This window comes from Marivita sp. GX14005, assembly GCF_023370775.1.
In the GTDB taxonomy this organism is placed as follows: Bacteria; Pseudomonadota; Alphaproteobacteria; order Rhodobacterales; family Rhodobacteraceae; genus Marivita.
This window is the reverse complement of the sequence record NZ_JAMCCQ010000001.1, coordinates 368,283-390,501: the sequence shown is the minus strand read 5'-3', so window position 1 is coordinate 390,501 and position 22,219 is coordinate 368,283. Positions and strand designations below refer to the sequence as shown.

22 protein-coding genes are annotated in these 22,219 nt (G+C 64.2%); 8 read left to right on the top strand and 14 right to left on the bottom strand.

Annotated features, from left to right (window positions below; all coding sequences use genetic code 11):
• Positions 1 to 77 precede the first annotated feature (77 nt).
• The 6 genes from fdh3B to M3465_RS02025 all read right to left on the bottom strand — a co-directional run bounded on the left by fdh3B (position 78) and on the right by M3465_RS02025 (position 5,910).
• A complete protein-coding gene (gene fdh3B / locus M3465_RS02050; protein ID WP_249500040.1) occupies positions 78 to 671 on the bottom strand; it encodes a formate dehydrogenase FDH3 subunit beta in 594 nt (197 codons plus the stop codon).
• Between the two features lie 15 nt (positions 672 to 686).
• Positions 687 to 3,734, bottom strand: coding sequence for a formate dehydrogenase subunit alpha (locus M3465_RS02045; protein WP_249500039.1), 3,048 nt, complete (start codon positions 3,732 to 3,734; stop codon positions 687 to 689).
• Positions 3,735 to 3,832: 98 nt separating this feature from the next.
• Positions 3,833 to 4,024: a twin-arginine translocation signal domain-containing protein gene (locus M3465_RS02040; protein ID WP_249500038.1), complete on the bottom strand. Its 192-nt coding sequence runs from the start codon at positions 4,022 to 4,024 to the stop codon at positions 3,833 to 3,835.
• Between the two features lie 46 nt (positions 4,025 to 4,070).
• Complete coding sequence (locus tag M3465_RS02035; protein ID WP_249500037.1) at positions 4,071 to 4,685, bottom strand: TorD/DmsD family molecular chaperone; 615 nt, start codon at positions 4,683 to 4,685, stop codon at positions 4,071 to 4,073.
• The gene (locus M3465_RS02030) at positions 4,685 to 5,344 is read right to left on the bottom strand and encodes a DUF3306 domain-containing protein (RefSeq protein ID WP_249500036.1); all 660 of its coding nucleotides are present in this window, start codon (positions 5,342 to 5,344) and stop codon (positions 4,685 to 4,687) included. Before M3465_RS02030 ends, M3465_RS02035 begins: the two co-directional genes overlap by 1 nt.
• Positions 5,341 to 5,910 (bottom strand): DUF3305 domain-containing protein, encoded by a 570-nt coding sequence (locus M3465_RS02025; RefSeq protein ID WP_249500035.1) that lies wholly within the window; start codon positions 5,908 to 5,910, stop codon positions 5,341 to 5,343. Before M3465_RS02025 ends, M3465_RS02030 begins: the two co-directional genes overlap by 4 nt.
• A 144-nt stretch (positions 5,911 to 6,054) precedes the next feature.
• Here M3465_RS02025 and M3465_RS02020 point away from each other — a divergent pair, with 144 nt between their 5' ends.
• Positions 6,055 to 8,034, top strand: coding sequence for a 4Fe-4S binding protein (locus M3465_RS02020; RefSeq protein ID WP_249500842.1), 1,980 nt, complete (start codon positions 6,055 to 6,057; stop codon positions 8,032 to 8,034).
• A 60-nt stretch (positions 8,035 to 8,094) separates the two neighbouring features.
• On the opposite strand, the gene M3465_RS02015 is transcribed toward M3465_RS02020, so the two are convergent.
• Positions 8,095 to 8,856 (bottom strand): hypothetical protein, encoded by a 762-nt coding sequence (locus tag M3465_RS02015; RefSeq protein ID WP_249500034.1) that lies wholly within the window; start codon positions 8,854 to 8,856, stop codon positions 8,095 to 8,097.
• A gap of 99 nt (positions 8,857 to 8,955) precedes the next feature.
• Here M3465_RS02015 and M3465_RS02010 point away from each other — a divergent pair, with 99 nt between their 5' ends.
• From M3465_RS02010 to M3465_RS01990, 5 genes are all read left to right on the top strand, one after another.
• The gene (locus M3465_RS02010) at positions 8,956 to 9,147 is read left to right on the top strand and encodes a DUF6494 family protein (RefSeq protein ID WP_249500033.1); all 192 of its coding nucleotides are present in this window, start codon (positions 8,956 to 8,958) and stop codon (positions 9,145 to 9,147) included.
• A 1-nt stretch (position 9,148) separates the two neighbouring features.
• Positions 9,149 to 10,213, top strand: coding sequence for an Mrp/NBP35 family ATP-binding protein (locus tag M3465_RS02005; protein WP_249500032.1), 1,065 nt, complete (start codon positions 9,149 to 9,151; stop codon positions 10,211 to 10,213).
• Positions 10,210 to 10,917 (top strand): biotin/lipoate--protein ligase family protein, encoded by a 708-nt coding sequence (locus tag M3465_RS02000; protein ID WP_249500031.1) that lies wholly within the window; start codon positions 10,210 to 10,212, stop codon positions 10,915 to 10,917. Before M3465_RS02005 ends, M3465_RS02000 begins: the two co-directional genes overlap by 4 nt.
• The gene (locus tag M3465_RS01995) at positions 10,914 to 11,393 is read left to right on the top strand and encodes a DUF6505 family protein (protein WP_249500030.1); all 480 of its coding nucleotides are present in this window, start codon (positions 10,914 to 10,916) and stop codon (positions 11,391 to 11,393) included. Before M3465_RS02000 ends, M3465_RS01995 begins: the two co-directional genes overlap by 4 nt.
• A gap of 190 nt (positions 11,394 to 11,583) precedes the next feature.
• Positions 11,584 to 12,000 (top strand): c-type cytochrome, encoded by a 417-nt coding sequence (locus M3465_RS01990; protein ID WP_249500029.1) that lies wholly within the window; start codon positions 11,584 to 11,586, stop codon positions 11,998 to 12,000.
• Positions 12,001 to 12,046: 46 nt separating this feature from the next.
• On the opposite strand, the gene M3465_RS01985 is transcribed toward M3465_RS01990, so the two are convergent.
• From M3465_RS01985 to M3465_RS01960, 6 genes are all read right to left on the bottom strand, one after another.
• The gene (locus M3465_RS01985; protein ID WP_249500028.1) at positions 12,047 to 13,153 is read right to left on the bottom strand and encodes a BMP family ABC transporter substrate-binding protein; all 1,107 of its coding nucleotides are present in this window, start codon (positions 13,151 to 13,153) and stop codon (positions 12,047 to 12,049) included.
• A 57-nt stretch (positions 13,154 to 13,210) separates the two neighbouring features.
• The gene (locus M3465_RS01980) at positions 13,211 to 14,143 is read right to left on the bottom strand and encodes an ABC transporter permease (RefSeq protein WP_249500841.1); all 933 of its coding nucleotides are present in this window, start codon (positions 14,141 to 14,143) and stop codon (positions 13,211 to 13,213) included.
• The gene (locus M3465_RS01975) at positions 14,143 to 15,228 is read right to left on the bottom strand and encodes an ABC transporter permease (protein ID WP_249500027.1); all 1,086 of its coding nucleotides are present in this window, start codon (positions 15,226 to 15,228) and stop codon (positions 14,143 to 14,145) included. Before M3465_RS01975 ends, M3465_RS01980 begins: the two co-directional genes overlap by 1 nt.
• A complete protein-coding gene (locus tag M3465_RS01970) occupies positions 15,225 to 15,398 on the bottom strand; it encodes a hypothetical protein (protein ID WP_249500026.1) in 174 nt (57 codons plus the stop codon). Before M3465_RS01970 ends, M3465_RS01975 begins: the two co-directional genes overlap by 4 nt.
• The gene (locus M3465_RS01965; RefSeq protein WP_249500025.1) at positions 15,385 to 16,908 is read right to left on the bottom strand and encodes an ABC transporter ATP-binding protein; all 1,524 of its coding nucleotides are present in this window, start codon (positions 16,906 to 16,908) and stop codon (positions 15,385 to 15,387) included. Before M3465_RS01965 ends, M3465_RS01970 begins: the two co-directional genes overlap by 14 nt.
• A 159-nt stretch (positions 16,909 to 17,067) precedes the next feature.
• Complete coding sequence (locus tag M3465_RS01960; RefSeq protein ID WP_249500024.1) at positions 17,068 to 17,373, bottom strand: hypothetical protein; 306 nt, start codon at positions 17,371 to 17,373, stop codon at positions 17,068 to 17,070.
• A 133-nt stretch (positions 17,374 to 17,506) separates the two neighbouring features.
• On the opposite strand from M3465_RS01960, the gene dnaE reads away from it, so the two are divergent.
• Positions 17,507 to 21,007, top strand: coding sequence for a DNA polymerase III subunit alpha (gene dnaE, locus M3465_RS01955; RefSeq protein WP_249500023.1), 3,501 nt, complete (start codon positions 17,507 to 17,509; stop codon positions 21,005 to 21,007).
• Between the two features lie 83 nt (positions 21,008 to 21,090).
• Entirely contained in the window at positions 21,091 to 21,849 is a 759-nt protein-coding gene (locus M3465_RS01950; protein WP_249500022.1) for a hypothetical protein, read from the top strand.
• Positions 21,850 to 21,853: 4 nt separating this feature from the next.
• Here the strand turns inward: M3465_RS01950 and M3465_RS01945 are convergent, their stop codons facing one another.
• Entirely contained in the window at positions 21,854 to 22,054 is a 201-nt protein-coding gene (locus tag M3465_RS01945; RefSeq protein ID WP_249500021.1) for a SlyX family protein, read from the bottom strand.
• Positions 22,055 to 22,219 lie beyond the last annotated feature (165 nt).

The following is a 22,219-nucleotide window of genomic DNA, read 5'->3' as shown; positions in this document are numbered from 1 at the left end:
GCCTTGAGGCAATACCGGAAGAGAAAGCGCCCCGACGGTTTTGCCGGGGCGCTTTGTCTGATCACTGATTGAAAGGTTCAGCCGCCCTTCTGGTCGTAGGCGGTGCCCCAGCCCCATGCGCCCGAGCCGAAGCCGCGGGCGACGACGCGTTCGCGGTAGATCGAGGACACCACGTCGCCATCGCCGGCCAGCAGTGCCTTGGTGGAACACATCTCTGCGCAGAGGGGCAGTTTGCCCTCGGCGATCCGGTTGCGCCCGTATTTGGCGAATTCGGCGGCGGAATGGTTCTCTTCCGGGCCGCCGGCGCAGAAGGTGCATTTGTCCATCTTGCCGCGGCTGCCGAAATTGCCCGCTTGCGGGTATTGCGGCGCGCCGAAGGGGCAGGCGTAGAAGCAATATCCGCACCCGATGCACAGATCCTTCGAATGCAGAACGATGCCTTCCTCGTTCTGATAGAAGCAATCCACCGGGCACACCGCCATGCAGGGTGCGTCCGAGCAATGCATGCAGGCCACCGAGATCGAGCGTTCGCCCGGTTTGCCGTCATTGATCGTCACCACCTTGCGGCGGTTGATGCCCCAAGGCACCTCATGCTCGTTTTTACAGGCCGTCACGCAGGCATTGCATTCGATGCAGCGTTCGGCGTCGACAAGGAATTTAGCTCGTGCCATGTCTCTTTCTCCTCCTTACGCCGCTTGGATCTTGCAAAGCGTGGCTTTGGTTTCCTGCATCTGGGTCACGCTGTCGTACCCATAGGTCTGTGCAGTGTTGGTGGATTCGCCCAGAACATAGGGATCGGCCCCGTCGGGATATTTGTGGCGCTGATCCTCGCCCTGGAAATGGCCGCCGAAGTGGAACGGCATGAAGGCCACGCCGGGTGCGACCCGTTCGGTGAGCATCGCCATGACCTTGACCTTGCCGCCCTCCGGCCCTTCGACCCAGACCTGCGATCCGTCACGGATGCCCAGATCGTTGGCGTCGCGCGGGTTGATCTCGACGAACATGTCCTGCTGAAGCTCGGCCAGCCACGGGTTCGAGCGCGTCTCGTCGCCGCCCCCCTCGTATTCGACAAGCCGGCCCGAGGTCAGAACGATGGGATAATCGCCCGAGAAATCCTTGGCCTGGATCGACTTGTAGAGCGTCGGCAGGCGGTAGAATTTCTTGTCCTCGTAGGTCGGATAATCGGCAACCAGATCGTAGCGCGGCGTATAGAGCGGTTCGCGATGGATCGGCACCGGGTCGGGGAACGTCCAGACGACCGCGCGGGCTTTGGCATTGCCGAAGGGTGCACATTCATGCTTGATCGCCACCCGCTGGATGCCGCCCGAGAGGTCCGTCTTCCAGTTGATCTTGGCAACGCGCGCATTGAAATCGGACGGGAAAGGCGACATCGCCTGCTCGCCCACTTCCTCGGCCGCGCCCTGGATGCCGTCTTTGCCGCTGGTCAGGCCCTGGGCCATTTCCTTTTCGTCGCCGTCATCGGCGTTGCCCAGATCGTTGCGCAGCTCCATCCCGACGATGCGCGCCATGGTCCGGCGCTCCTCGTCGGTCAGATCCTTGTCCCAACCTAGATCGACGAGCATCTGATAGGTGAACTCCGGATAGCCGTCCTGGATCTCCGATCCTGCGGAAGCCACACCTTCGGCCAGAAGGTTGTCGCCGTCCCGCTCCACGCCGAAGCGCGCGCGGAAGGTCAGACCGCCCTTCGAGACCGGCTTGGACATATCGTAAAGGTTCGGCGTGCCGGGATGCTTCATATCGGCAGTGCCCCAGCACGGCCATGGCAGGCCGTAATAATCGCCATCCGCCGGCCCGCCGACCGCCTGCAGCGTGGTGCGATCGAACGTGTGCTGATTGGCCATGTGCATTTTGAGCCGTTCCGGCGACTGGCCGGTGTAGCCCACCGTCCACATGCCCTTGTTGAACTCGCGCGTGACGCTTTCGATGTTCGGCGTGTTCTCGTCTTCCATCTCGATATTGCGGAAGAAGCGGTCCGCGAAACCGAACTTGTTGGCGAAAAGGCCGATGATCTCATGGTCCGGCTTGGCTTCGAAGAGCGGTGCCATGATCTGGTCGCGCCATTGCAGCGATCGGTTCGATGCGGTGACCGAGCCGCGCGTTTCGAACTGCGTGGCCGCCGGCAGCAGGTAGACGCCATCGGTGCGGTCATGCAGCACGGCCGAAACCGTCGGGAACGGATCGATCACGACCAGCGTGTCGAGCTCCTCCATCGCGGTCTTCATCTCGGTCATCCGGGTCTGCGAGTTGGGCGCGTGGCCCCAGAGCACCATCACCTTGACGTTGTCCGGCTGGTCCATGTTCACGGGGTCTTCGAGAACCCCGTCGATCCAGCGCGAGACCGGAATACCGGTGCTGTTCATCAGATTGACGGCATCCTCGCCTTCGCCATCGCTGTGGAACCGCGCCTTGAGCCAGTCCACATCCTCTTCCCAGACGCGCGCCCAGTGATCCCAGGCCCCTTCGCTGAGACCGTAATAGCCGGGCAGCGTATGGCTGAGCACGCCAAGATCGGTCGCGCCCTGCACGTTGTCATGGCCGCGGAAGATGTTGGTGCCGCCGCCCGATGTGCCCATGTTGCCCAGCGCAAGCTGCAGCACGCAATAGGCGCGGGTGTTGTTGTTGCCGTTGGTGTGTTGCGTGCCGCCCATGCACCAGATCACGGTGCCGGGGCGGTTGTTCGCCATGGTCCGCGCGACGCGTTCGAGCTGGCTGCCCGGTGTGCCTGTAACGCGCTCGACCTCCTCGGGCGTCCATTTGGCGACCTCTTCCTTGATCTGGTCCATGCCCCAGACACGGGTGCGGATGAACTCCTTGTCTTCCCAGCCGTTCTCGAAGATGTGCCACAGGATCCCCCAGACCAGCGCCACATCGGTGCCGGGACGGAAGCGCACATATTCATCGGCATGGGCCGCCGTGCGGGTGAAACGCGGATCGCAAACGATCAATGGCGCGTTGTTCTGCTCCTTGGCCTTCAGGACATGCAGCAGCGAAACCGGATGGGCTTCGGCCGGGTTGCCGCCGATGATGAAGATCGCGCGGGAATTGTGGATGTCGTTGTAGCTGTTGGTCATGGCGCCGTAGCCCCATGTGTTCGCCACGCCGGCAACGGTGGTCGAGTGGCAGATCCGCGCCTGGTGATCGACGTTGTTCGTACCCCAATAGGCCGCGAACTTGCGGAAGAGATAGGCCTGTTCGTTATTGTGCTTGGCCGAGCCGAGCCAGTAGACCGAATCCGGGCCGTGCGCCTCGCGGGAGGCCAGCATCCGATCGCCAACCTCGTTGATCGCCTGCTCCCAGGAAATGCGCTTCCACTCGCCGCCCTCTTTCTTCATCGGGTATTTCAACCGGCGCTCGCCATGCGCGTGCTCGCGCACCGATGCGCCCTTGGCGCAATGCGCGCCGAGGTTGAAAGGGCTGTCCCAGCCCGGTTCCTGACCGACCCAGACGCCATTGCTGACCTCGGCGATGACGGTGCAGCCGACGGAGCAATGGGTGCAGACGGATTTGACGGTTTCGACCGCGCCGGTGATTGCCTGCTGGGCGCTCGCCTGCGTGACGGTGCCGCCCGTGGCGCTGATCGCGGCGAGTCCGCCGATGGCGAGGCCCGAGCCGCGCAGGAAGGTGCGGCGGTCGACGGTCTTGTTCGCGGTTTCGGAAATCAGGCCGGCGCGGGGCGCGCGAGAGACGGGCCTTCCGGTTTTCTTTCTAAGCATGGGGTTCCCTCATTGGCTACCTGGGGCGCGGCGTCGCGCGTTCGGCTGGGTTGCATCCTGCGGCGCGGCAATGCGCGGCCTGCGGGAAGGGCGGGTCGTCAGAAACGCGCGCTTTCGAAATAGGCGCGGGTATGGGCGGTGTCCTGCATCCGGCCATCCTCAGCGCGGATCTCGTCGGCTTGTGCTTCCTTGCCAGACATGGCGACGGCGGCCACCGCTGCTGGCGCGGCGGTTCCGGCGAGCTTCAGAAAATCGCGCCGGCTCGACGCGGGTTCGGATTTTTTGGTCATGGCAGTTTCCTCCCTTTCATAGTCCGTATCGTGGAGCCGTTGCGGCTCAGTTCGCTGTCAGTCTGAACGCTTCGCGTTCGATATCCATGAAGGCCTTTCCGACAGAGCCGAGGGCGCTGTAGAGCATGGCCGATTTCGCCGTTTCGAGATCGGCGAAGAAATGGCCCGCCCACGGGCCGATGTGACGGTTGAAGAACTCTTTTTGATCGTCCAGCGAGGCCGGGCGGTCGAAACGACCCACGATGAGCCCACCCATCACCTCCATCAGCGTGGCGATGTTGTCTTCGGGTTCATAGACGTTCGGCGCACGTTCGATCCGGCGGGCCGACAGATCGCCGCGCAGCGTGGCCAGCGGTTTTTCGTTGAGAAAGCCGGTCAGGTAAAAGCTGGCATAAGGGAGCAATTCCCCTCGGCCGAGACCGATGAAAAGCGCGTTGAACTCGCGCTCGGCCTGTTTCGGCTGCGTCGTGCGCGCGCAATCGGCCAGCCGCGCGATAGCCCGTCCCAGATCGGTCTCGTCCCCGGTCAGGCCGGCGGTCTGCGCCAGCAGGAACTCATCCGGTGGGGAGGCGAGCATCAGCCCGAGGTAATTGTAAAGATCCGCCCGCAGACGGTCTTCCTCGGTCACCGATGGGGTGTGCTGCACCGCGCTCGTGCTCATCACGTATCGCTTTCAAGTCTGAAACGCATCCGACGCGGACGCGCTGTCACCTCTTCGATTGTATCCGACGGTGTGCCGTCGGCATATTCTGCGACGTCTACGACTTTAGTTGTATATGCGGCGGAGTCATTTGCGTTTTCCTGCATATTTTCCGTTTTTTCGATAGCTTCTTCGAAAGTTCTGGAATCTTTGCAGTCGCCCTCGATATCTGACAGATTCTCTGCGGTATCAACGGGTTCGGTCTCGTCCTTCCCCTTCCGAACCTCCTGTGCAGCGATATGTTTCAATAGCCCTTGGCCGACGCGATACGCGGTGACCACCCCCGGTGCATCGGTCGCCGCGTTGGTGAAATCGTCGTTGTAATCGCAAAGCCCGTCCAGATTGGCGAGCGCCGGATTGATCCGCCACAAGCGCCGCAATGCGCGCTGGCGCAGGCGATCCGGGACGATCTTCTGCATGAAGGCTGAAATGTCCTGCCCCGGCTCCAGCGCGTCGGGGTCGGGCAATCCAAGCTCCTGCAGAATTTCCTCGTCGGGCCTGTCTTCCAATTCGGCCCGCGCCGCGCGGGTCTCGGCCTCCTCGGCATCGCGCGCTTCCCTAGCCTCTTCGGCTTCGACGGCACGCTTACGGCGCGACCAGAAATCGGAATTGCGTGTCATGACAGCCTCGGCTTTCTCGCGCGTGACGGGGCGCGGTAGACATCGCTCGTTTGCGCGATGCGTGGATCGCCCTTGCCGTCCTGCACCTTGTCCTCGCGGTAGCGGTCGCGTTTGCGCTTCTTGAAGGGTTCCTCCACGAAATGGCGGTCTGTCCAATCCTGAACCCAAGCCACAAGCGCCGGCGGCATCGGCACCTTTTCGACCAGATCGTCGCCCCCTTCGGCATATTGCATCGCCTCGTTGGGATTGGCCGTCACCAGCTTGAGCCGGTATGGACGATCCCCGCCCTGCGGGGCGAGCACGACATAGGCGCAGACGACAGGTTCGGCGAGGTTGACGCGATAGGCCTCCGCATCGGTGCGCCAAAGCGTCAGGGGCAGGGTGCCGATATGGAATTCGGCGACATCGCCCTCCTCGCGCAGCAGCTTCCAATCGGCGGCACCCGCACCGGGCAGCAGCGCAACGGGCGACCAGGCCCATGCCTGCCAGCGCGTGACACCGGGCTTGCGCTGCAGCACGACACCGACAGGCAATTCGGTATAGCGGTGATCGGGGTCTTCGGTCATCCGGCCTCCTTGTCGCGGCGACAGCGTGACGGGGCGTGATCGGCCCTTGGCCGCGGTTGACTTCCTGATAGCATGGTCCTTCTTTAGGACAAATCCCGAACCTTTGGTAAACTGGCGCAAAACACCGCGCCGCGAAAGGGCATGATGCGACCCAAACTGCTTTTATGCGACTGTCTCGGCAGTCAGACCGTCGATGCGAGCCGGATCGGCGAGGCAAGCGGCCTCGTGCCGAGCCCGGTATTCCGCAATCTCTGCGGTGCGGACGCCAAGGCGGCGGCGTCGATGCTCGGCGAGGGGGATGTGATCGTCGCCTGCGGGCAGGAACGGGCGTTCTTCGAGATGCTGGCCGAGGAAATCGGCGCCGAGGCGCCCGGTTTCGTCGATATACGCGACCGCGCCGGATGGAGCGATGAAGCCGATCGCGCCGGCCCGAAACAGGCGGCGCTGGCCGCCGAGGCGGCCTTGCGCCTGCCCGCGCCCAAGGTCATGGATGTGGTGAGCGAAGGCACCTGTCTGATCGTCGGGGATGGCGCCGCGGTTTTCGCTGCGGCGGCGCAGCTTTGCGACACGTTGGCGGTGACGGTTCTTCAGACCGATGACGCGGACGCGCCGGCCGATCGCCGGTTCGACATCATCCGGGGCGATCTGCGCCGCCTGACCGGCGCGCTGGGCGGCTTTGCCGTGAAGATCAACCGGTTCTCGCAGCTCCAGCCGGGCGGGCGCGGAGCGTTCACCTTTACCGATCCCGTAGATGGGGCGATTTCGGAATGTGATATCGTGATCGATCTGACGGGCACGACGCCGTTCGTTCCCGCCCCGCACAAGCGCGAGGGCTATCTGCGCGCCGATCCGCGTCAGCCCGGCGCGGTGGGCGCGGTGCTGACAGAGGCGGTGCAACTGGTCGGCTTGTTCGAAAAGCCGCTCTATCTCGCGGTCGAGCCTGCGCTCTGCGCCCATAGCCGGGCCGGGCAGACCGGCTGTTCGAAATGCCTCGATATCTGCCCGACCGGGGCGATCCTGCCGGAGGGCGATCATGTCACTGTCGATCCGATGATCTGCGCGGGCTGCGGGGCCTGCGCGTCGCTCTGCCCATCGGGCGCGATCACCTATGACGCGCCGCCGGTATCAACCATCTTCCGGCGTCTCGACACGCTTGCAGGCACCTATCGCCGTGCGGGCGGCGAGGCGCCCCGCCTTCTGGTGCATGACGAGGGGTTCGGGGCGGAGCTGATCCAGCTTGCGGCACGTTTCGGGCGCGGGCTTCCGGCGGATGTGATCCCGTTCGAAGTACCGGCGCTCAACGGGTTCGGCCATGCCGAAGTGCTGGCCGCGCTCTCCTGCGGGTTCGCATCGGTCGATGTCGTGCTGTCCCCGCGCACCGAACGCGAGACCCCGGAGTTCGAAACGGCGCTGGCCAACGCGCTCGCGGGGCGCGAGGCGGTGTCTTTGCGCGCGCCGGAGGATCCCGACACGCTTTCGGATACACTCTACGGGCATAAGAGCGCATCTGCAGCTCCGGCGCCGGTGCTGCCGATGGGCACGCGCCGCCAGGTTGCGCGGCTGGCGGCAAAGGCCCTCAGCCCCGAGGCCGAGATCCTGCCTTTGCCCGACCGCGCGCCCTATGGCGCGGTTCTGGTCGACCGGGACGCCTGCACATTGTGCCTGTCCTGCGTGTCGCTTTGCCCGTCGGGCGCGCTCGGCGACAACCCCGATCTGCCGCAGCTTTTGTTCCAGGAGGATGCCTGCCTGCAATGCGGGATCTGCGCGACGATCTGCCCCGAAGACGCCATCGCGCTGGAGCCGCGCATGAACCTGACGGAAACGGCGCTGAGCCAAATGGTCCTGAACGAGGAGGAGCCGTTTGCCTGCATCGAATGCGGCGCGCTGTTCGGCGTGAAATCCACCGTCGAGAAGATCACCGAGAAATTGGCCGGCAAACACGCGATGTTCGCAAGCGGCGACGCGGCGCGGATGATCCAGATGTGCGACAATTGCCGGATTCAGGCGCAGTATCACTCAAAGGACAATCCCTTCGCGATGGGTGCTCCGCGCAAGCCGCGCACCACCGAGGACTATCTCGCCGAACGCGGCGCGGTTCCGGGCAAGGACCGCCGCGATCACTGAGCGCGCTTGATGCGTTGACGCATCAAGACGTTTCCGTCGACGGAAACGGGCGCTTGCGCGTCATTCGCGCATCGCTTGCACCGGCCGGCCCAGATCGGCGGGCGGAACGGACTGGACGAAGGCGAGAATGTCGTCGAGATCGCTCAGGCTCATTTCAAGCGCCCGGATCGGGGAGGGCCGGGACGGATCGAAGGGCGCCGTCAGGCCGGCAATCTGAGTGAAGGCGGGATGCGGGTTCTGGACGTAGAATGTCTCGAACCGCGTGCGCCAGTTGCGCAGCGTGCGCAAGACGGCAAAGGATGGCGTCGAGCCGATGGAGTTCATCCGGTTCGCCTCGCCGATCACATGGCAGCGTCCGCAGAGCGCGAGCGAGGCGCGCTCGCCGCGGGCCGCATCACCGTCCAGTGCCGCTTTCGGCGCCGCTAGCGGGCGCTGGGTGACGGCGCTGAAAACGGGTGCGCCATCGGCGCTGAACGCCTCGATCGTCCTTCGCCCGATGTCTGAGCGGAGCCACTCGCCGAAACGCTGCGCGTCCGGGTCCGGGCCGGGATCGAAATGCCACACGCGGCCATCGCCTTCGAACACCGCGACCCCGGCATCGCCGAAACGCGCATCCGCTGCGCTTTGGGTTGTCTGCATCTCGATGGCCATGCGCGTCTTGAGCGAGAAGCGCGGCAGAAGGTAGTCCAGAAAACCGCTGCCTTGCAGCTTTTCCGGCGCGGCAAGCGAGAAGCGCTTGTCGCTCTGAGGCTCCGCCCCGGCCGGCGTGCTGCACAGGCCGAGAGCGAGCGCGAACAGGGCGCGTTTCGGAATTGCTGGCATCGGCGCCACCTCCTCGGCTTGAAAGCCTACGGGCAGTGGCTTACACCCGTCAACGCTCCAGCTTTCGAGCCGATGGCCTTTACCAAGTAGGGATCCCCCATGAGCGACGATTTCAACATGTCCATGCGCAAGTTTCTGAAACAGGTCGGGGTCACGTCCCAGCAGGCCATCGAGGAGGCGATGCGGGGCGCCGATACCGCCGGAAAGACCTTCGACGCCAAGGTCGTGCTGACCATCGACGGGCTCGATCTTGAGCATGTCGTGACCGGAACGATCAAGGGTCAGGGCTGACGTGGCTCTGACGCGCGATGCGGTTCTGGCCGCGCTGAAGGAGATTGCCGATCCGGTCTCTGGGCAGGATATCGTTTCGGCCGGGCTGGTCCGGGCGCTGAATGTCGATGATGCCTCCGTGCGCTTCGTGCTGGAAGTCGCGCCCGATCATGCCGAGGCTTATGCGCCGGTGCGCCAGACCGCAGATGAGGCGGTGCGCGCGCTTGGCGCGTCGAATGTGTCGGTCGTCATGACGGCCCATAGCGCACCCAAGCCGCCGCCCGATCTGAAAGCCGGTGCAAAGCCGAAACAGGCGGGGCCGGAGAAGGTGCCTGGGGTCGAGCGGATCGTCGCCATCGCGTCCGGCAAGGGGGGCGTCGGTAAATCGACCCTGACGGCGAACCTCGCCTGTGCGCTCGCCGCCGAAGGGCGGCGCGTCGGGCTGCTCGATGCCGATGTCTACGGGCCGAGCCAGCCGCGCATGTTGGGCGTGTCGGGGCGGCCCGCCAGCCCGGATGGCAAAACCATCCTGCCGATGCGCAATTTCGGCGTGACGATGATGTCCATGGGCCTGATGGTGAACGAGGCGCAGGCGGTGGTTTGGCGCGGTCCGATGCTGATGGGCGCTTTGCAGCAGATGCTGACGCAGGTGCAATGGGGCGCTCTGGATGTGCTGCTCGTCGATCTGCCGCCCGGCACGGGCGATGTGCAGATGACGCTGTCGCAAAAGGCGCAGGTGGATGGCGCCATCGTCGTCTCCACGCCGCAGGACGTGGCGCTGATGGATGCGCGCAAGGGGATCGACATGTTCAACCAGATGAACGTGCCGATCATCGGGCTGGTAGAGAATATGTCGACGCATATCTGCTCCAATTGCGGGCATGAGGAGCATATCTTTGGCCATGGCGGCGTCGCGGCGGAGGCTGCAAAACTCGGCGTGCCGCTGCTGGCGGAAATTCCGTTGCATCTCGATATCCGCAAGGCCGCCGATGGCGGTGCGCCGATCGTCGTGTCCAAACCCGACAGCCCGCAAGCCGCAGCGTTCCGCGATCTGGCGCGGGCGCTGGTGGATGCCGGCAAGGCATGACCGGCACGCCCGCTTTCCCGCCGCTGATGCAGGGGATGAACGCGGCGGGGGCCGATCCGTTCGAGGCCGCCTGCGTCGAGGCCGCGCGCGGCTGCGATGCGGGCCTGATCCTTTACGATATCGCGCCCGAGCGGTTGCGCGCCGCCATCGTGCTGGCGCCCGAAGTGGCGTTGAAGCAGGCGGCGGCGATGCTTCCGCTGACGGGCGTTGCGGTGCAGAACACGCTAGGCGCGCTTGGCCCGCCCGAGCTTGCCGTGCATCTGGGCTGGACCGGCGCGATCTTCGTCAATGGCGCCGCGTGCGGGCAACTGCGCGCCGCATCGGACAGCTGCGTGCCGGAGGATGTGCCGGGCTGGCTCGTGACCGGGGTCGAGGTTGTCTTTGCCCGCCCCGGTCTGGATGGCGGCGAGTCGCCGGGGGAGACGGACCTTTCTGCCGAAGGCTGCGGCGATCTCGAGCCTGCTGCCGTGCTGGAAAGCTGGTCGCGGCATCTGATGAACTGGCTGAGCCGCTGGGAGGACGAGGGCATCGCGCCGCTGCACCGCGAATGGAGCGGTCTGGCGCATGGGCTGGGCGAGCCAGCCCGTGTGCAGGGGCAGAGCGGCACATTCCTCGGCCTTGACGAAACACTCGGTCTCTTGCTTCGGCAGGACACAGGCACCATTGTGATCCCGCTTACCGACCTGCTGGAGACCCGCCCATGAACCTTGCCCGCGCGATCCATTTCGACGAAAGCGACCAGCGCGTCTTTCACAGCCCGGCACGGACCGGGGAATGGTGCATTTCCGGCGGGTTTGAGTTTTCCAACTGGTCGGAGGCCGATCTGAACGGCAAGGCTCGGCAGGCCTTCGCCAATGGTTGGCTGGGGATCGAAACCTTCGGCCGGGTCAGTTTCGTCGCTGTCACCCGGATCGAAGATGCGGAGCGCGCGGCGCTGGAGCAAGGGCTCGCGCAGCATTTTGTCGATCTTTACGGCGCGCCTTCGGTCGAGGCGGCCCGCGATGTCGCACAAGAGGAAATCGCACATATGATAGAGCTTTGCGATGATCACGCGCCGAACACGCTGCTGACGGTGGCGCGGGAATTGACCGACGCGGGGGTGCGCGAAGCCTTCCGCGTGATCGAACCGCAGGACGCGGACCTGACGATCCTCGCGGTGCATGGATCGCTCGATGAGTAACGGGTGACGTCGGCATGCGTTTTCAGCATGTCGTATCCCGGCTTGTCCGAGGTATCTACTCACGCCGAGGTCCCCGGATCGAGCCCGAAAATGACACGCTTCGCGACGTCCGACTTGCCTCTTGATCCGCGTCAACGCTTTGGCGAGGATCGTCCGATATTCTATCGCGGAGACAGACGGAGGACACGCCATGCGGACCCTGATTGCCACCATCGCGGGATTGATGCTTCTGACCACGGCCGCCGCCGCACAGGATCCCGATAAGGGGGCCGCGCTCTACAAGACCCATTGCGCGGAATGTCACGGGATCGATGCCGGCGGCGACGGCCCTCTTGCCGGCGCGCTTCTCATAAAGCCGACGGACCTTACAGCGCTGGCCAAAGCCAATGGCGGGGAGTTCCCGCTCGAACGCGTGTTGCGCCGGATCGACGGGACCGATCCGCTGGTCAGTCACGGCTCCCCGATGCCGGTTTTCGGGCCATATTTCGAAGGTGTCGCCAACACGCCGATGAAGCTCAAGAGCGGGCAGCCGATCATGGTATCCGACCCGATCGCCGATCTTGTCAGCCATATCCTGACGCTGCAGGAGGGGAGCGAGGCGCAATAGAAAACCCCGCCGAAGCGGGGTTCTCGAAACGCTGCGATGCGGTCGATCAGTTCGGGATCTCTCCGGTGATCCCCTCGACATAGAAATCCATTCCCGCGAGCGTGCCGTCATCGGCCACTTCGCCCTCCGCCAGCCATGCGCTGCCGTCCTGCTTGTTGATCGGGCCGGTAAAGGGGTGATACTCGCCCGATGTCATCTTGGCGATCAGTTCCTCGGCTTCGGCCTTCACATCGGCGGGCACGGCTTCGGTGATCTCGCCGATCACGACCTCGCCCTCGGGCATGCCGCCCCAGCTGGCCTGCTGCTCCCAGGTGCCATCCATCACCGCGCCGACGCGGTCGATGTAATAGGGCGCCCAGTTGTCGATGATGGAGGCGACGCGCGGCCCCGGCGTGCCGTCATCGTTTGTCTTGAACGCCGCCATGTCCGATGCCTGACCGAAACCGATCACCTTGCCGCCTTCCTTGGCCGCTTCGCCCAGGGGCGCGGTGGAATCGGTATGCGCCGCGATCACATCGACACCCTGATCGATCATCGCCCGCGCGGCATCGGCCTCCTTGGCCGGGTCGAACCACGTGTAGGCCCATGTCACCACAAGCTCCACATCCGGGTTCGCCTTCTTGGCATGCAGATAGTAGCTGTTAATCCCCTGGATGTTTTCGGGGATCGGGAAGGAGCCGATATAGCCGATCTTGTTCGTCTTGGTCATTTTGCCCGCGATATGCCCCAACACGGCACGACCCTCGTAGAACCGCGCGTCATAGGTGGATACGTTGGGATGATCGCGCTTGTAACCGGTGGCGTGCTCGAACTTGATATCGGGGAACTTGGCGGCGACGTTGTTCGTCGCGTCCATGAAACCGAAGGAGGTGGTGAAGATGATGTCGCAGCCCGACAGCGCCATCTGGGTGATGACCCGCTCGGCATCCGCGCCTTCCGGCACGCTTTCCTGATAGGCGATCTCGACCTTGTCGCCGAATTCCTCCTTCACGGCCATCGCGCCTTCATGGTGCTGATAGGTCCAGCCGCCATCGCCGATGGGGCCGACATAGACGAAACACGCCTTGGTCGGATCGTCCTGCGCCATCGCAGGCGCGGCAAGGCCCAGCGTCAGCCCGGCGGCGGCACTGGCAAGTAGAGTTCTGCGGATCATGGAAAGTCTCCCGAGTTGGCGGGGCGCTAAACGCCCCATTTGGTTGCACGCGCCGCTTCACCGCGTCGCGTGGAAGGTTTGCCCCAGATTGGCCGGCGCATCATGCGACATGCGGCTGCGGTTGGATGAAATGAACACCAGCACGAGGATGGTGACAAGATAGGGCGACATCGACAGGTATTGCACACCCCATGTCATCCCCGCCGCTTGAAGGTTGAGTTGCAGAACGCTGATGCCGCCGAAAAGATAGGCGCCGATCAGCACCCTCCCGGCGCGCCAACTCGCGAAGACCACGATGGCCAGCGCGATCCATCCGGCGCCGGCGGTCATCCCTTCGGTCCATTGCGGCACGCGCACAAGGCTCAGATACGCGCCGCCCAACCCGGCGCAGGCGCCGCCGAACATGATCGCGGCAACGCGCACCTGCACCACCTTGTAGCCAAGCGCATGGGCGCTTTCCGCGCTTTCGCCCACCGCCCGCAAGATCAGCCCGGCGCGGGTGTATTTGAGGAACGCCCAGACCGCGAGGACCAGCAACAGGCTGAAATAGACCATGATGTCATGCGAAAAGAGCATGCGCCCCACCACCGGCAGATCGCCGAGCAGCGGAATGTCGAGCTTGGGCAACGAGGCGGCCTTCATCCCCTCATAGGGCTTGCCGATGAGGGAGGACAGGCCCAGCCCCGCCAGCGTCAGGCCAAGCCCTGTCGCCACCTGGTTCGACAGCAGAACCTGCGTGAGCAGCGCAAAGCTGAGCGACAGCGCCGCGCCAGCCAGGGCCGCAGCCACGAAACCCAGCCCCGGCGAGCCGCTGTTGATCGCGGCGACGAACCCGACCACCGCGCCGGTGATCATCATGCCCTCCACCCCGAGGTTGAGAACGCCCGATTTCTCCACCACCATCTCGCCGATCGCCGCCAGCAGGATCGGCGTGGCCGAGATCATCAGCGAGGCGATCAGAAGGACCGGGCTGATCGAGGACAGATCCATCACGCCACCTCCCGCCGCGCGATCCGCACGCGGTAATTGGTCAGCACATCGACCCCGAGCAGGAAAAAGAGCAGCATCCCCTGGAATAGTTGGATCGATGCCGCCGGGACGTTCAGCATGAGCTGCGCCAGCTCTCCACCGATATAGGTCAGCGCCATAAGCAGTCCGGCCAGCAGGATGCCCACCGGATGCAGACGGCCCAGAAATGCCACGATGATCGCGGTGAAGCCGTAGCCCGAACCGAAATCGATGCTGATCTGCCCCGCCGGGCCGGTGACTTCGAAAAGGCCCGCAGCCCCTGCCAGCGCGCCAGCGAGCCCCAGGCAGAAGAGGATCGTCCGCGCCGGCGACACGCCCGCAAACCGCGCGGCCCGCGGCGCCGCGCCGCTCAGGCGGATGTTGAACCCCTCGATATGCCGCGTCAGCAGCACATAAGCCGCGATCACCGCGATAAAGGCGGCAACGACGCCGAGATGCATGCCGGTGTTCGGAACGAGTTCGAGGTTCTGAGAAGAGGACCATTGCGACAGGTTCCGCGAGCCGGGAAAGCCCATCCCTTCGGGGTTGCGCAACAGGCCGGAGGAGACCGAGGCAAGGATGTTCTCGGCCACGTAGACCAGCATCAGCGAAACAAGGATCTCGTTGGTTCCGAACCGCACCTTGAGCAGCGCCGGGATCATCGCCCAGGCCCAGCCGCCCAACGCCCCGCAAAGGATCATCAGCGGCAGGATAAGCGCAGAGTCCATGGGGTAAAGCGCGAGCCCCGCCGCCGCGCCGCAGATCGCGCCGATGATATACTGACCCTCGGCGCCGATATTCCAGATCCCCGCGCGAAAGCCGATCGAGAGCCCGATGGCGATCAGGATGAGCGGCCCCGCCTTGACCAGAAGCTGCGGGCGAGAGAACCCGGCGAATTGCGGATGAAAGAGCGGATCCCAGAAGATCGTGCGAATGGTCTCCAGCGGCGGCGTGCCGATCAGACCGAACATGATGCCGCCGAACAGCATGGTCAGCAGCACGGCAAGGAGCGGGGTGATCGTCGTCCAGATGCGGGACGGCTGCGGGCGCTTTTCCAGACGGATCATGAAATCACCTCGTCTGCGAGCATGGGGCAACCGTTCGCGTTCGAGTATTTGGAAAGAGAAGATAGCCCGGAAAGCGAGCCCGCTTGCGGCTTCTTTTCGTCATAAATACTCAAATTCAACGGAAACCGCAGGTGCAGCTGCGCGATATCCGGGCGCTCAGGGGTCCGCATGTGCCACCTCCATGTCATGCGCGCCGCCCATCATCAGGCCGATCTCCTCCAGTGACAGATCATCGACCGGTTTCACGGCGGACAGCCGCCCTTCATTGAGCGCGCCGAAGCGCTGCGCGACTTCCATCAATTCGTCGAGATCCTGGCTGATGACCAGGATCGCGGCGCCTTGAGCGGCCAGGTCGAGCAGCGCCTGCCGGATCGCGGCGGCGGCGGCGGCATCGACCCCCCAGGTAGGCTGGTTGACGACGAGGATGTCAGGCGCTTGCGCGACCTCGCGGCCGATCACGAATTTCTGCAGGTTGCCGCCCGAAAGCGCCCGCGCGGCCACGTCCGGCCCCGGTGTGCGCACGTCGAACCGGTCGATCACATCGCGCGCGAAACGTTCGGCGCGGGACCATTTGATGAACCCTTTGGCGATGAGCCGCTGACGCCGTCCGGCAGTCAGAACCGCGTTTTCGGTCAGGCTCATATCGGGGGCCGCCGCGTGGCCGAGCCGCTCTTCCGGCGCCGTCAGCAGACCGGCGGCGCGGCGGGCGACCGGACCCTGGCGGCTCAGATCCGCGCCCTTGACCCAGATCGTGCCGGTATCCGAAAGCCGTTCGCCGGAGAGTGCCGCGAGCACCTCGTCCTGTCCGTTTCCGGCCACGCCGCCCAATCCGAGCACTTCGCCGGCGCGAAGCTCGAAGCCGATGCCGCGCAAGGGCGTGCCGAAGGCACCGGGCGCCGGCATCGTCAGGTTGTCCACCCGAAGCAGCACATCGCCCGGCGTGGTGCGCCGGGCGGACGGGGCGGCGAAGCTCGATCCGATCATCATCTCGGCCATCGCGCGCGCAGTCGTCTCTGACGGGGTGCAGGTATCCACCATCTTGCCCAACCGCAGGATCGTCGCATGGTCGCAGAGCGCGCGGATTTCTTCGAGTTTGTGGCTGATATAGAGGATTGCCGTGCCTTCGGTCTTGAGCTTGCGCAGGGTCTGAAACAGGATTTCCACCTCCTGAGGTGTCAATACCGACGTCGGCTCGTCCATGATCAGCAGCTTCGGTTTCTGCAAAAGGCAGCGGATGATTTCCACCCGCTGCCGTTCTCCGGCAGACAGGGTGCCGACGATGCGGTGGGGATCGAGCGGCAGGCCATACGCTTCGGAGACATCGCGGATGCGCCGGGCCAGATCGCGCCGACGCGGCGGGTGCTCCATGCCGAGCGCGACGTTCTCGGCGACATCCAGCGCGTCGAACAGCGAGAAATGCTGGAACACCATGGCCACGCCGGCCTCGCGCGCTTGTCCGGGAGAGGCAGGGGCGTAGGCTTTGCCTTGCAGGGTCATCTCGCCCCTGTCCGGCTTGACGAGCCCGTAGATCATTTTCACGAGCGTGGATTTGCCCGCTCCGTTCTCGCCGAGAAGGGCATGAATCTCGCCCTCGCGAATATCGAAGGAGATATCGTCATTGGCGATGACGCCGGGATAGGCTTTCGTCAGACCAGAAAGGCGAAGGAGGATGTCGGACAATCTGCACCTGTGGCTCGGGCTGCTATGCCCAATAACTACGGCGGGATGCGGATGGCAATTGTCTCGACGCGAACGCCGGTCGATTTGTGACCGGCGGGGCACGCGGCGCGCGCCGTGGCGGGATCGGACGGGCGCTTGACGTGCCCGCCGGAGGCTGGATCAGAAGGACAGCAGCCCGTCGTTCAGATCGCGGCTCTGCACCGCGATCAGGGGCTGATCGCCGTCCAGCGAGAAAACGAAGACATGTGCCATGTCGTCCTTGAGTGTCAGGCGGCAGAAGGCGGTATCGTTGTCAAAAGGCGCGGGGCATTCGGCCAGATCGGCATGGGCGACGGCGGTTTCAAACGCCTCGTAGGTGAAGGCGCCGCCGTTCACCTCATGCGTGCCGGGCGCGCCTGAACCGGATGCCGCAGCGAGAGACGCGATAGCAGTGAAGAGAGCGGTTGTGGCGAGGGATTTCAACATATCCGATTCCTTTTGTCGGGTTTGATGGCGAATGGCTTACTGAATCCATCAGAATTAAAAAGTTCCAATTTTCGGCATCTTTGACGTGCAGGATTGGCTTTCATCGAGGATAGTCAAAGCATAGGCTGCGCCCATGGCAGATCCCCGATTCATTCACCTGCGCGTTCATTCCGAATATTCGCTGCTCGAAGGGGCCGTGCGGCTCAAGAAGCTGCCGGGTCTTTGCTCGGCGATGCAGATGCCCGCCGTTGCTCTGACCGATACCAACAACCTCTTCGCCGCGCTGGAGTTTTCCGTTGCCGCCGCGGGGGAGGGGGTGCAGCCGATCATTGGCTGTCAGATCGATCTGCGCGTGGCCGAACCTGCGCCGGGCGAACGGGCCGCGCCGCCTGCGCCGGTGGTCCTGCTGGCGCAATCGGAAACCGGATACGAGCATCTGATGAAGCTCAATTCCTGTCTCTACCTGCGCCATGACGGCGAGCTTGCGCATATAACGCTCGACGAGCTGGAGCGGCATTGCGATGGCGTGATCTGTCTCACCGGGGGGCCGGAAGGCGCTGTCGGGCGGATGCTTCAGCAGGGCAATCGGGGTGCGGCGGAAGCGGTGATGAAGCGGCTGGCGGGCATGTTCGGCGACCGGCTCTATGTCGAGTTGCAGCGCCATCCGGGCGAGAATGGTCTGCCCGAGGCCGAAAGGCTGACCGAACGCCCCTTTGTCGAAATGGCCTATGCGATGGGCCTGCCGCTGGTGGCGACGAATGATGTCTATTTCCCGGAATCCGAGATGTACGAGGCGCATGATGCGCTGATCTGCATTGCCGACGGTGCCTATGTGGACCAGCAGGAGCCGCGCCGGCGGCTGACGCCTCAGCATTACTTCAAGTCGCCGCAGGAGATGGCAACGCTTTTCGCCGATCTGCCGGAGGCGATAGAGAACACCGTCGAGATCGCCCGCCGCTGCGCCTTCATGGCCTATCGGCGCGATCCGATCCTGCCGAGATTCGCCGATGACGAGGTCGAGGAACTGAAGCGGCAAGCGCGCGAAGGCCTTGCAGCGCGGCTCGCGGTGATCCCCCACGCCGCCCCTGTCGAGGAATACGAGAAAAGGCTCGAATTCGAGCTCGGCATCATCGAGGGCATGGGCTTTCCCGGCTATTTCCTGATCGTGGCCGATTTCATCAAATGGGCCAAGGAGCAGGATATTCCGGTGGGGCCGGGGCGCGGCTCCGGCGCGGGCTCTCTGGTGGCCTATGCGCTGACGATCACCGATCTCGATCCGCTGCGCTATCAGCTCCTGTTCGAGCGGTTCCTGAACCCCGAGCGGGTGTCGATGCCCGATTTCGACATCGATTTCTGCATGGATCGGCGTGAAGAGGTGATCCGCTACGTTCAGGATAAGTACGGCCACGACAAGGTCGGCCAGATCATCACCTTCGGTGCGCTGCTGTCCAAGGCTGCCGTGCGCGACGTGGGCCGCGTTTTGCAGATGCCCTATGGGCAGGTGGACCGGCTGTCGAAAATGATCCCGGTCGAAGGCGTCAAACCCGTCAGCATCGAAAAGGCGCTCAAGGATGAGCCGCGTCTGCGAGAAGCAGCGCGCGAGGAAGAGGTGGTGGACCGGCTGCTCACCTATGGCCAGCAGGTCGAGGGACTTTTGCGCAATGCCTCCACCCACGCCGCTGGCGTGGTGATCGGCGACCGCCCGCTCGACGAGTTGGTCCCGCTCTATCAGGATCCGCGTTCTGACATGCCGGCGACCCAGTTCAACATGAAATGGGTCGAACAGGCGGGGCTGGTGAAGTTCGACTTTCTCGGTCTGAAAACCCTGACGGTGATCCAGTATGCGCTGGACATGATTTTCAAGACCGGGCGGCCCCTGCATATCGCCGCCGACGGGACGGAGCTTTACGCACCCGCACCGGGCGCCGAGAACGACATCGGGCATATTCCGCTCGATGATGAAACCACCTACAAACTCTACGCCGCCGCAAAGACTGTGGCGGTGTTCCAGGTGGAAAGCTCGGGCATGATGGATGCCCTGAAGCGCATGAAGCCCACCTGTATCGAAGACATCGTGGCACTTGTCGCGCTTTACCGGCCCGGCCCGATGGAGAACATCCCGACCTATTGCGAGGTCAAGAACGGGCTGCGTGAACGCGAATCCGTGCATCCGCTGATCGACCATATCCTTGAGGAAACCCAAGGTATCATCGTCTACCAGGAACAGGTGATGCAGATCGCGCAGGTCATGGCGGGGTACAGCCTGGGCGGCGCGGATCTGCTCCGCCGCGCGATGGGCAAGAAGATCAAGGAGGCGATGGACGCCGAACGCCCCAAGTTCGAGAAGGGCGCGGCAGAAAACGGGGTCGCGCCTGCGAAAGCCAAGGAAGTCTTCGACCTTCTGGAGAAATTCGCCAATTACGGCTTCAACAAGTCCCACGCCGCTGCCTATGCAGTGGTCAGCTACCAGACGGCATGGCTCAAGGCGAACCATCCGGTCGAGTTCATGGCCGGTGTGATGAATTGCGATATTCACCTGACCGACAAGCTCGGCGTGTTCTTCGAGGAGGTCAAGAAGGGGCTGAACCTGCCTTGGGTGCCGCCTTGCGTGAACCGTTCGGAGGCGATGTTCGACGTGCAGGATGGCGCGCTGGTCTATGCGCTGGGCGCTTTGAAAAATGTCGGCGTGGACGCGATGCGGCTTGTCGTCGAAGGGCGGGGCGACAAGCCTTTCGCGACGCTCTTCGATGTCGCCCGCCGCGTCGATCTCAAGCGAGTCGGCAAGCGTCCGCTGGAAATGCTGGCGCGGTCCGGCGCGTTCGACCAGCTTGACCGCAACCGCCGCCGGGTGTTCGAAAGCCTCGACGCGCTGGTCGCCTATTCCGCCGCCATCCACGAGCAGCGCGCTTCCGCGCAGGTGTCGCTCTTCGGAGAGGCAGGCGACGACCTGCCCGAACCGCGCCTGTCGCCGGTCAGCGATTGGCTGCCCGCCGAGCGGCTGGCCGAAGAGTTCAAGGCGGTGGGCTTCTATCTCTCCGGCCACCCGCTCGACGATTACATGGCGGCGCTCAGGCGCAAGGACGTCAAAACGCTCGACGATGTGCTGGCCAAGGCGCAGGGCGGGCCTTGCGTCGTCAAGATGGCCGGTGTCGTCGCCGGCCGGCAGGAGCGTAAATCGGCACGCGGCAACCGTTTCGCCTTCGCCCAGCTTTCCGACCCGACCGGCGCCTATGAGGTGACGCTTTTCGCCGATACGCTCGAGACGGCGCGCGATCACCTTGAGACCGGATCGAAAGTGATCGTCACCTGTGAGGCGACGCTTGAAAGCGATCAATTGAAATTGCTGGGCCGCTCGGTCGCGCCGGTCGATATCGCGGTTGCCGATGCGGTCAGCATGGGCTTGCGCATCTTCGTGGACGAGCCGGGCGCGGTGCCGCATGTCGCCTCGGTCCTGTCGCGCGCCGCCGATCAACTGCCGAAGGCGGGCAAGGGGCCGATCCGCATTTGCTGCCTCGGCGCGCCGGGACTGCCCGGTGAGGTGGATGTCGCGCTAGGGCGCGAGTTTCCAATCACGCCCGAGATCAAGGGCGCGATCAAATCGCTCGGCGGGGTTGTGGAGGTCGAGGAGCTTTGAACGGGACGCCATGCCGCAGTCGCGTCGCTGGACCGTCCAACGCAGCGCCGCTAGGCTGTGCGCGCCTGCAGGGAAGGGGCGCCATGCGACGTATCGCTGCGATCATCTGCATTGCCGCCGCCCTTGGCGGTTGCACGTCCGATCCGCTGGGGCAAGTGCCGCGCTTGTCGGAGGCTGACGTTCCCGATGGCGAGATGAAGGCGACCTTGCAAGCCGGCCCGGATAGCACGGCCAAGCAAAAGGTTCCGTCAGACGCGCCCGCCGGGGGCGGATTGCTCGGGTTTCTGGGCCGCGCGGCGCAGGCGGCGAAGGCAGAGCCGGACGACGGTGCCATCGCGCCCGGTGCGGCGGATGCACGGATCGTCGATCTGGGCGCGCGTCTGCCTTATGGCGAATTGGCACGGGTCTGCGGTGTTGGTCCGCGCCAACTCGGCACGCGCGTCGATCGCTATCCCGAAGGGCGCGGGGTTTACACACTCTACGATTCAGAGCCGGGCAATACCGCGCCGCATACGTTCTACGTGACCGGGTTCGAGGATGGGTGCGCCCGCCAGTTCACCGCCGCGATGAGCATGTTCGGCTCCCCCCAGACGCATGAGCAGTTGCGCTATGGCCTGCCATCGCAGGTGCAGCCCTATTCGAAGACCGATGCCGCTTACGAGAAAATCAAGGCAAAAATCTGCCGTGCGCCCAAGGGTAAGCCCTGCGGCTCGGCCATGCGGCGGCTGTCGCGCGATACCGTGTTCCTGAGCGTTTATGAGCGTTTCGGTTCGAACCCGGCCTGGAAAACGATCCTGCTGCATGACGGGCGGATCGTGGATACCGACATTCGCAGCAATTGACCGATCAGTAATGCGGCGGACGTTCGTCTCCCAGAACGATGCCGCCGCTTCCTTCGGCCTCGCGTTCGGCTTCGCGCTGCATCAGCCTTTCGACGCGCGCGGTCAGCCGTTCGATCTCGCGCGCCTGCGCGGCGACGGTGTCCGAAAGGTCGTCGGTCGTGCGCATCAGATGCGCGATCTTCTCTTCGAGGTCTGTCCTGTCCATCGCCCAGACATGCGCCCGGAGCGCGCTCTTGGCAATAGGTCAACATGCGCGCCCTATTGTTTCGCATGCGAAACATTGGGTCCGATGCGGACCTTTTGCCCCGCCCGTTCCCCTCGGCCGCCTTGCCCCCTCTGCCCCCAGCGTTTAGAGGGTGCGCGGACACAA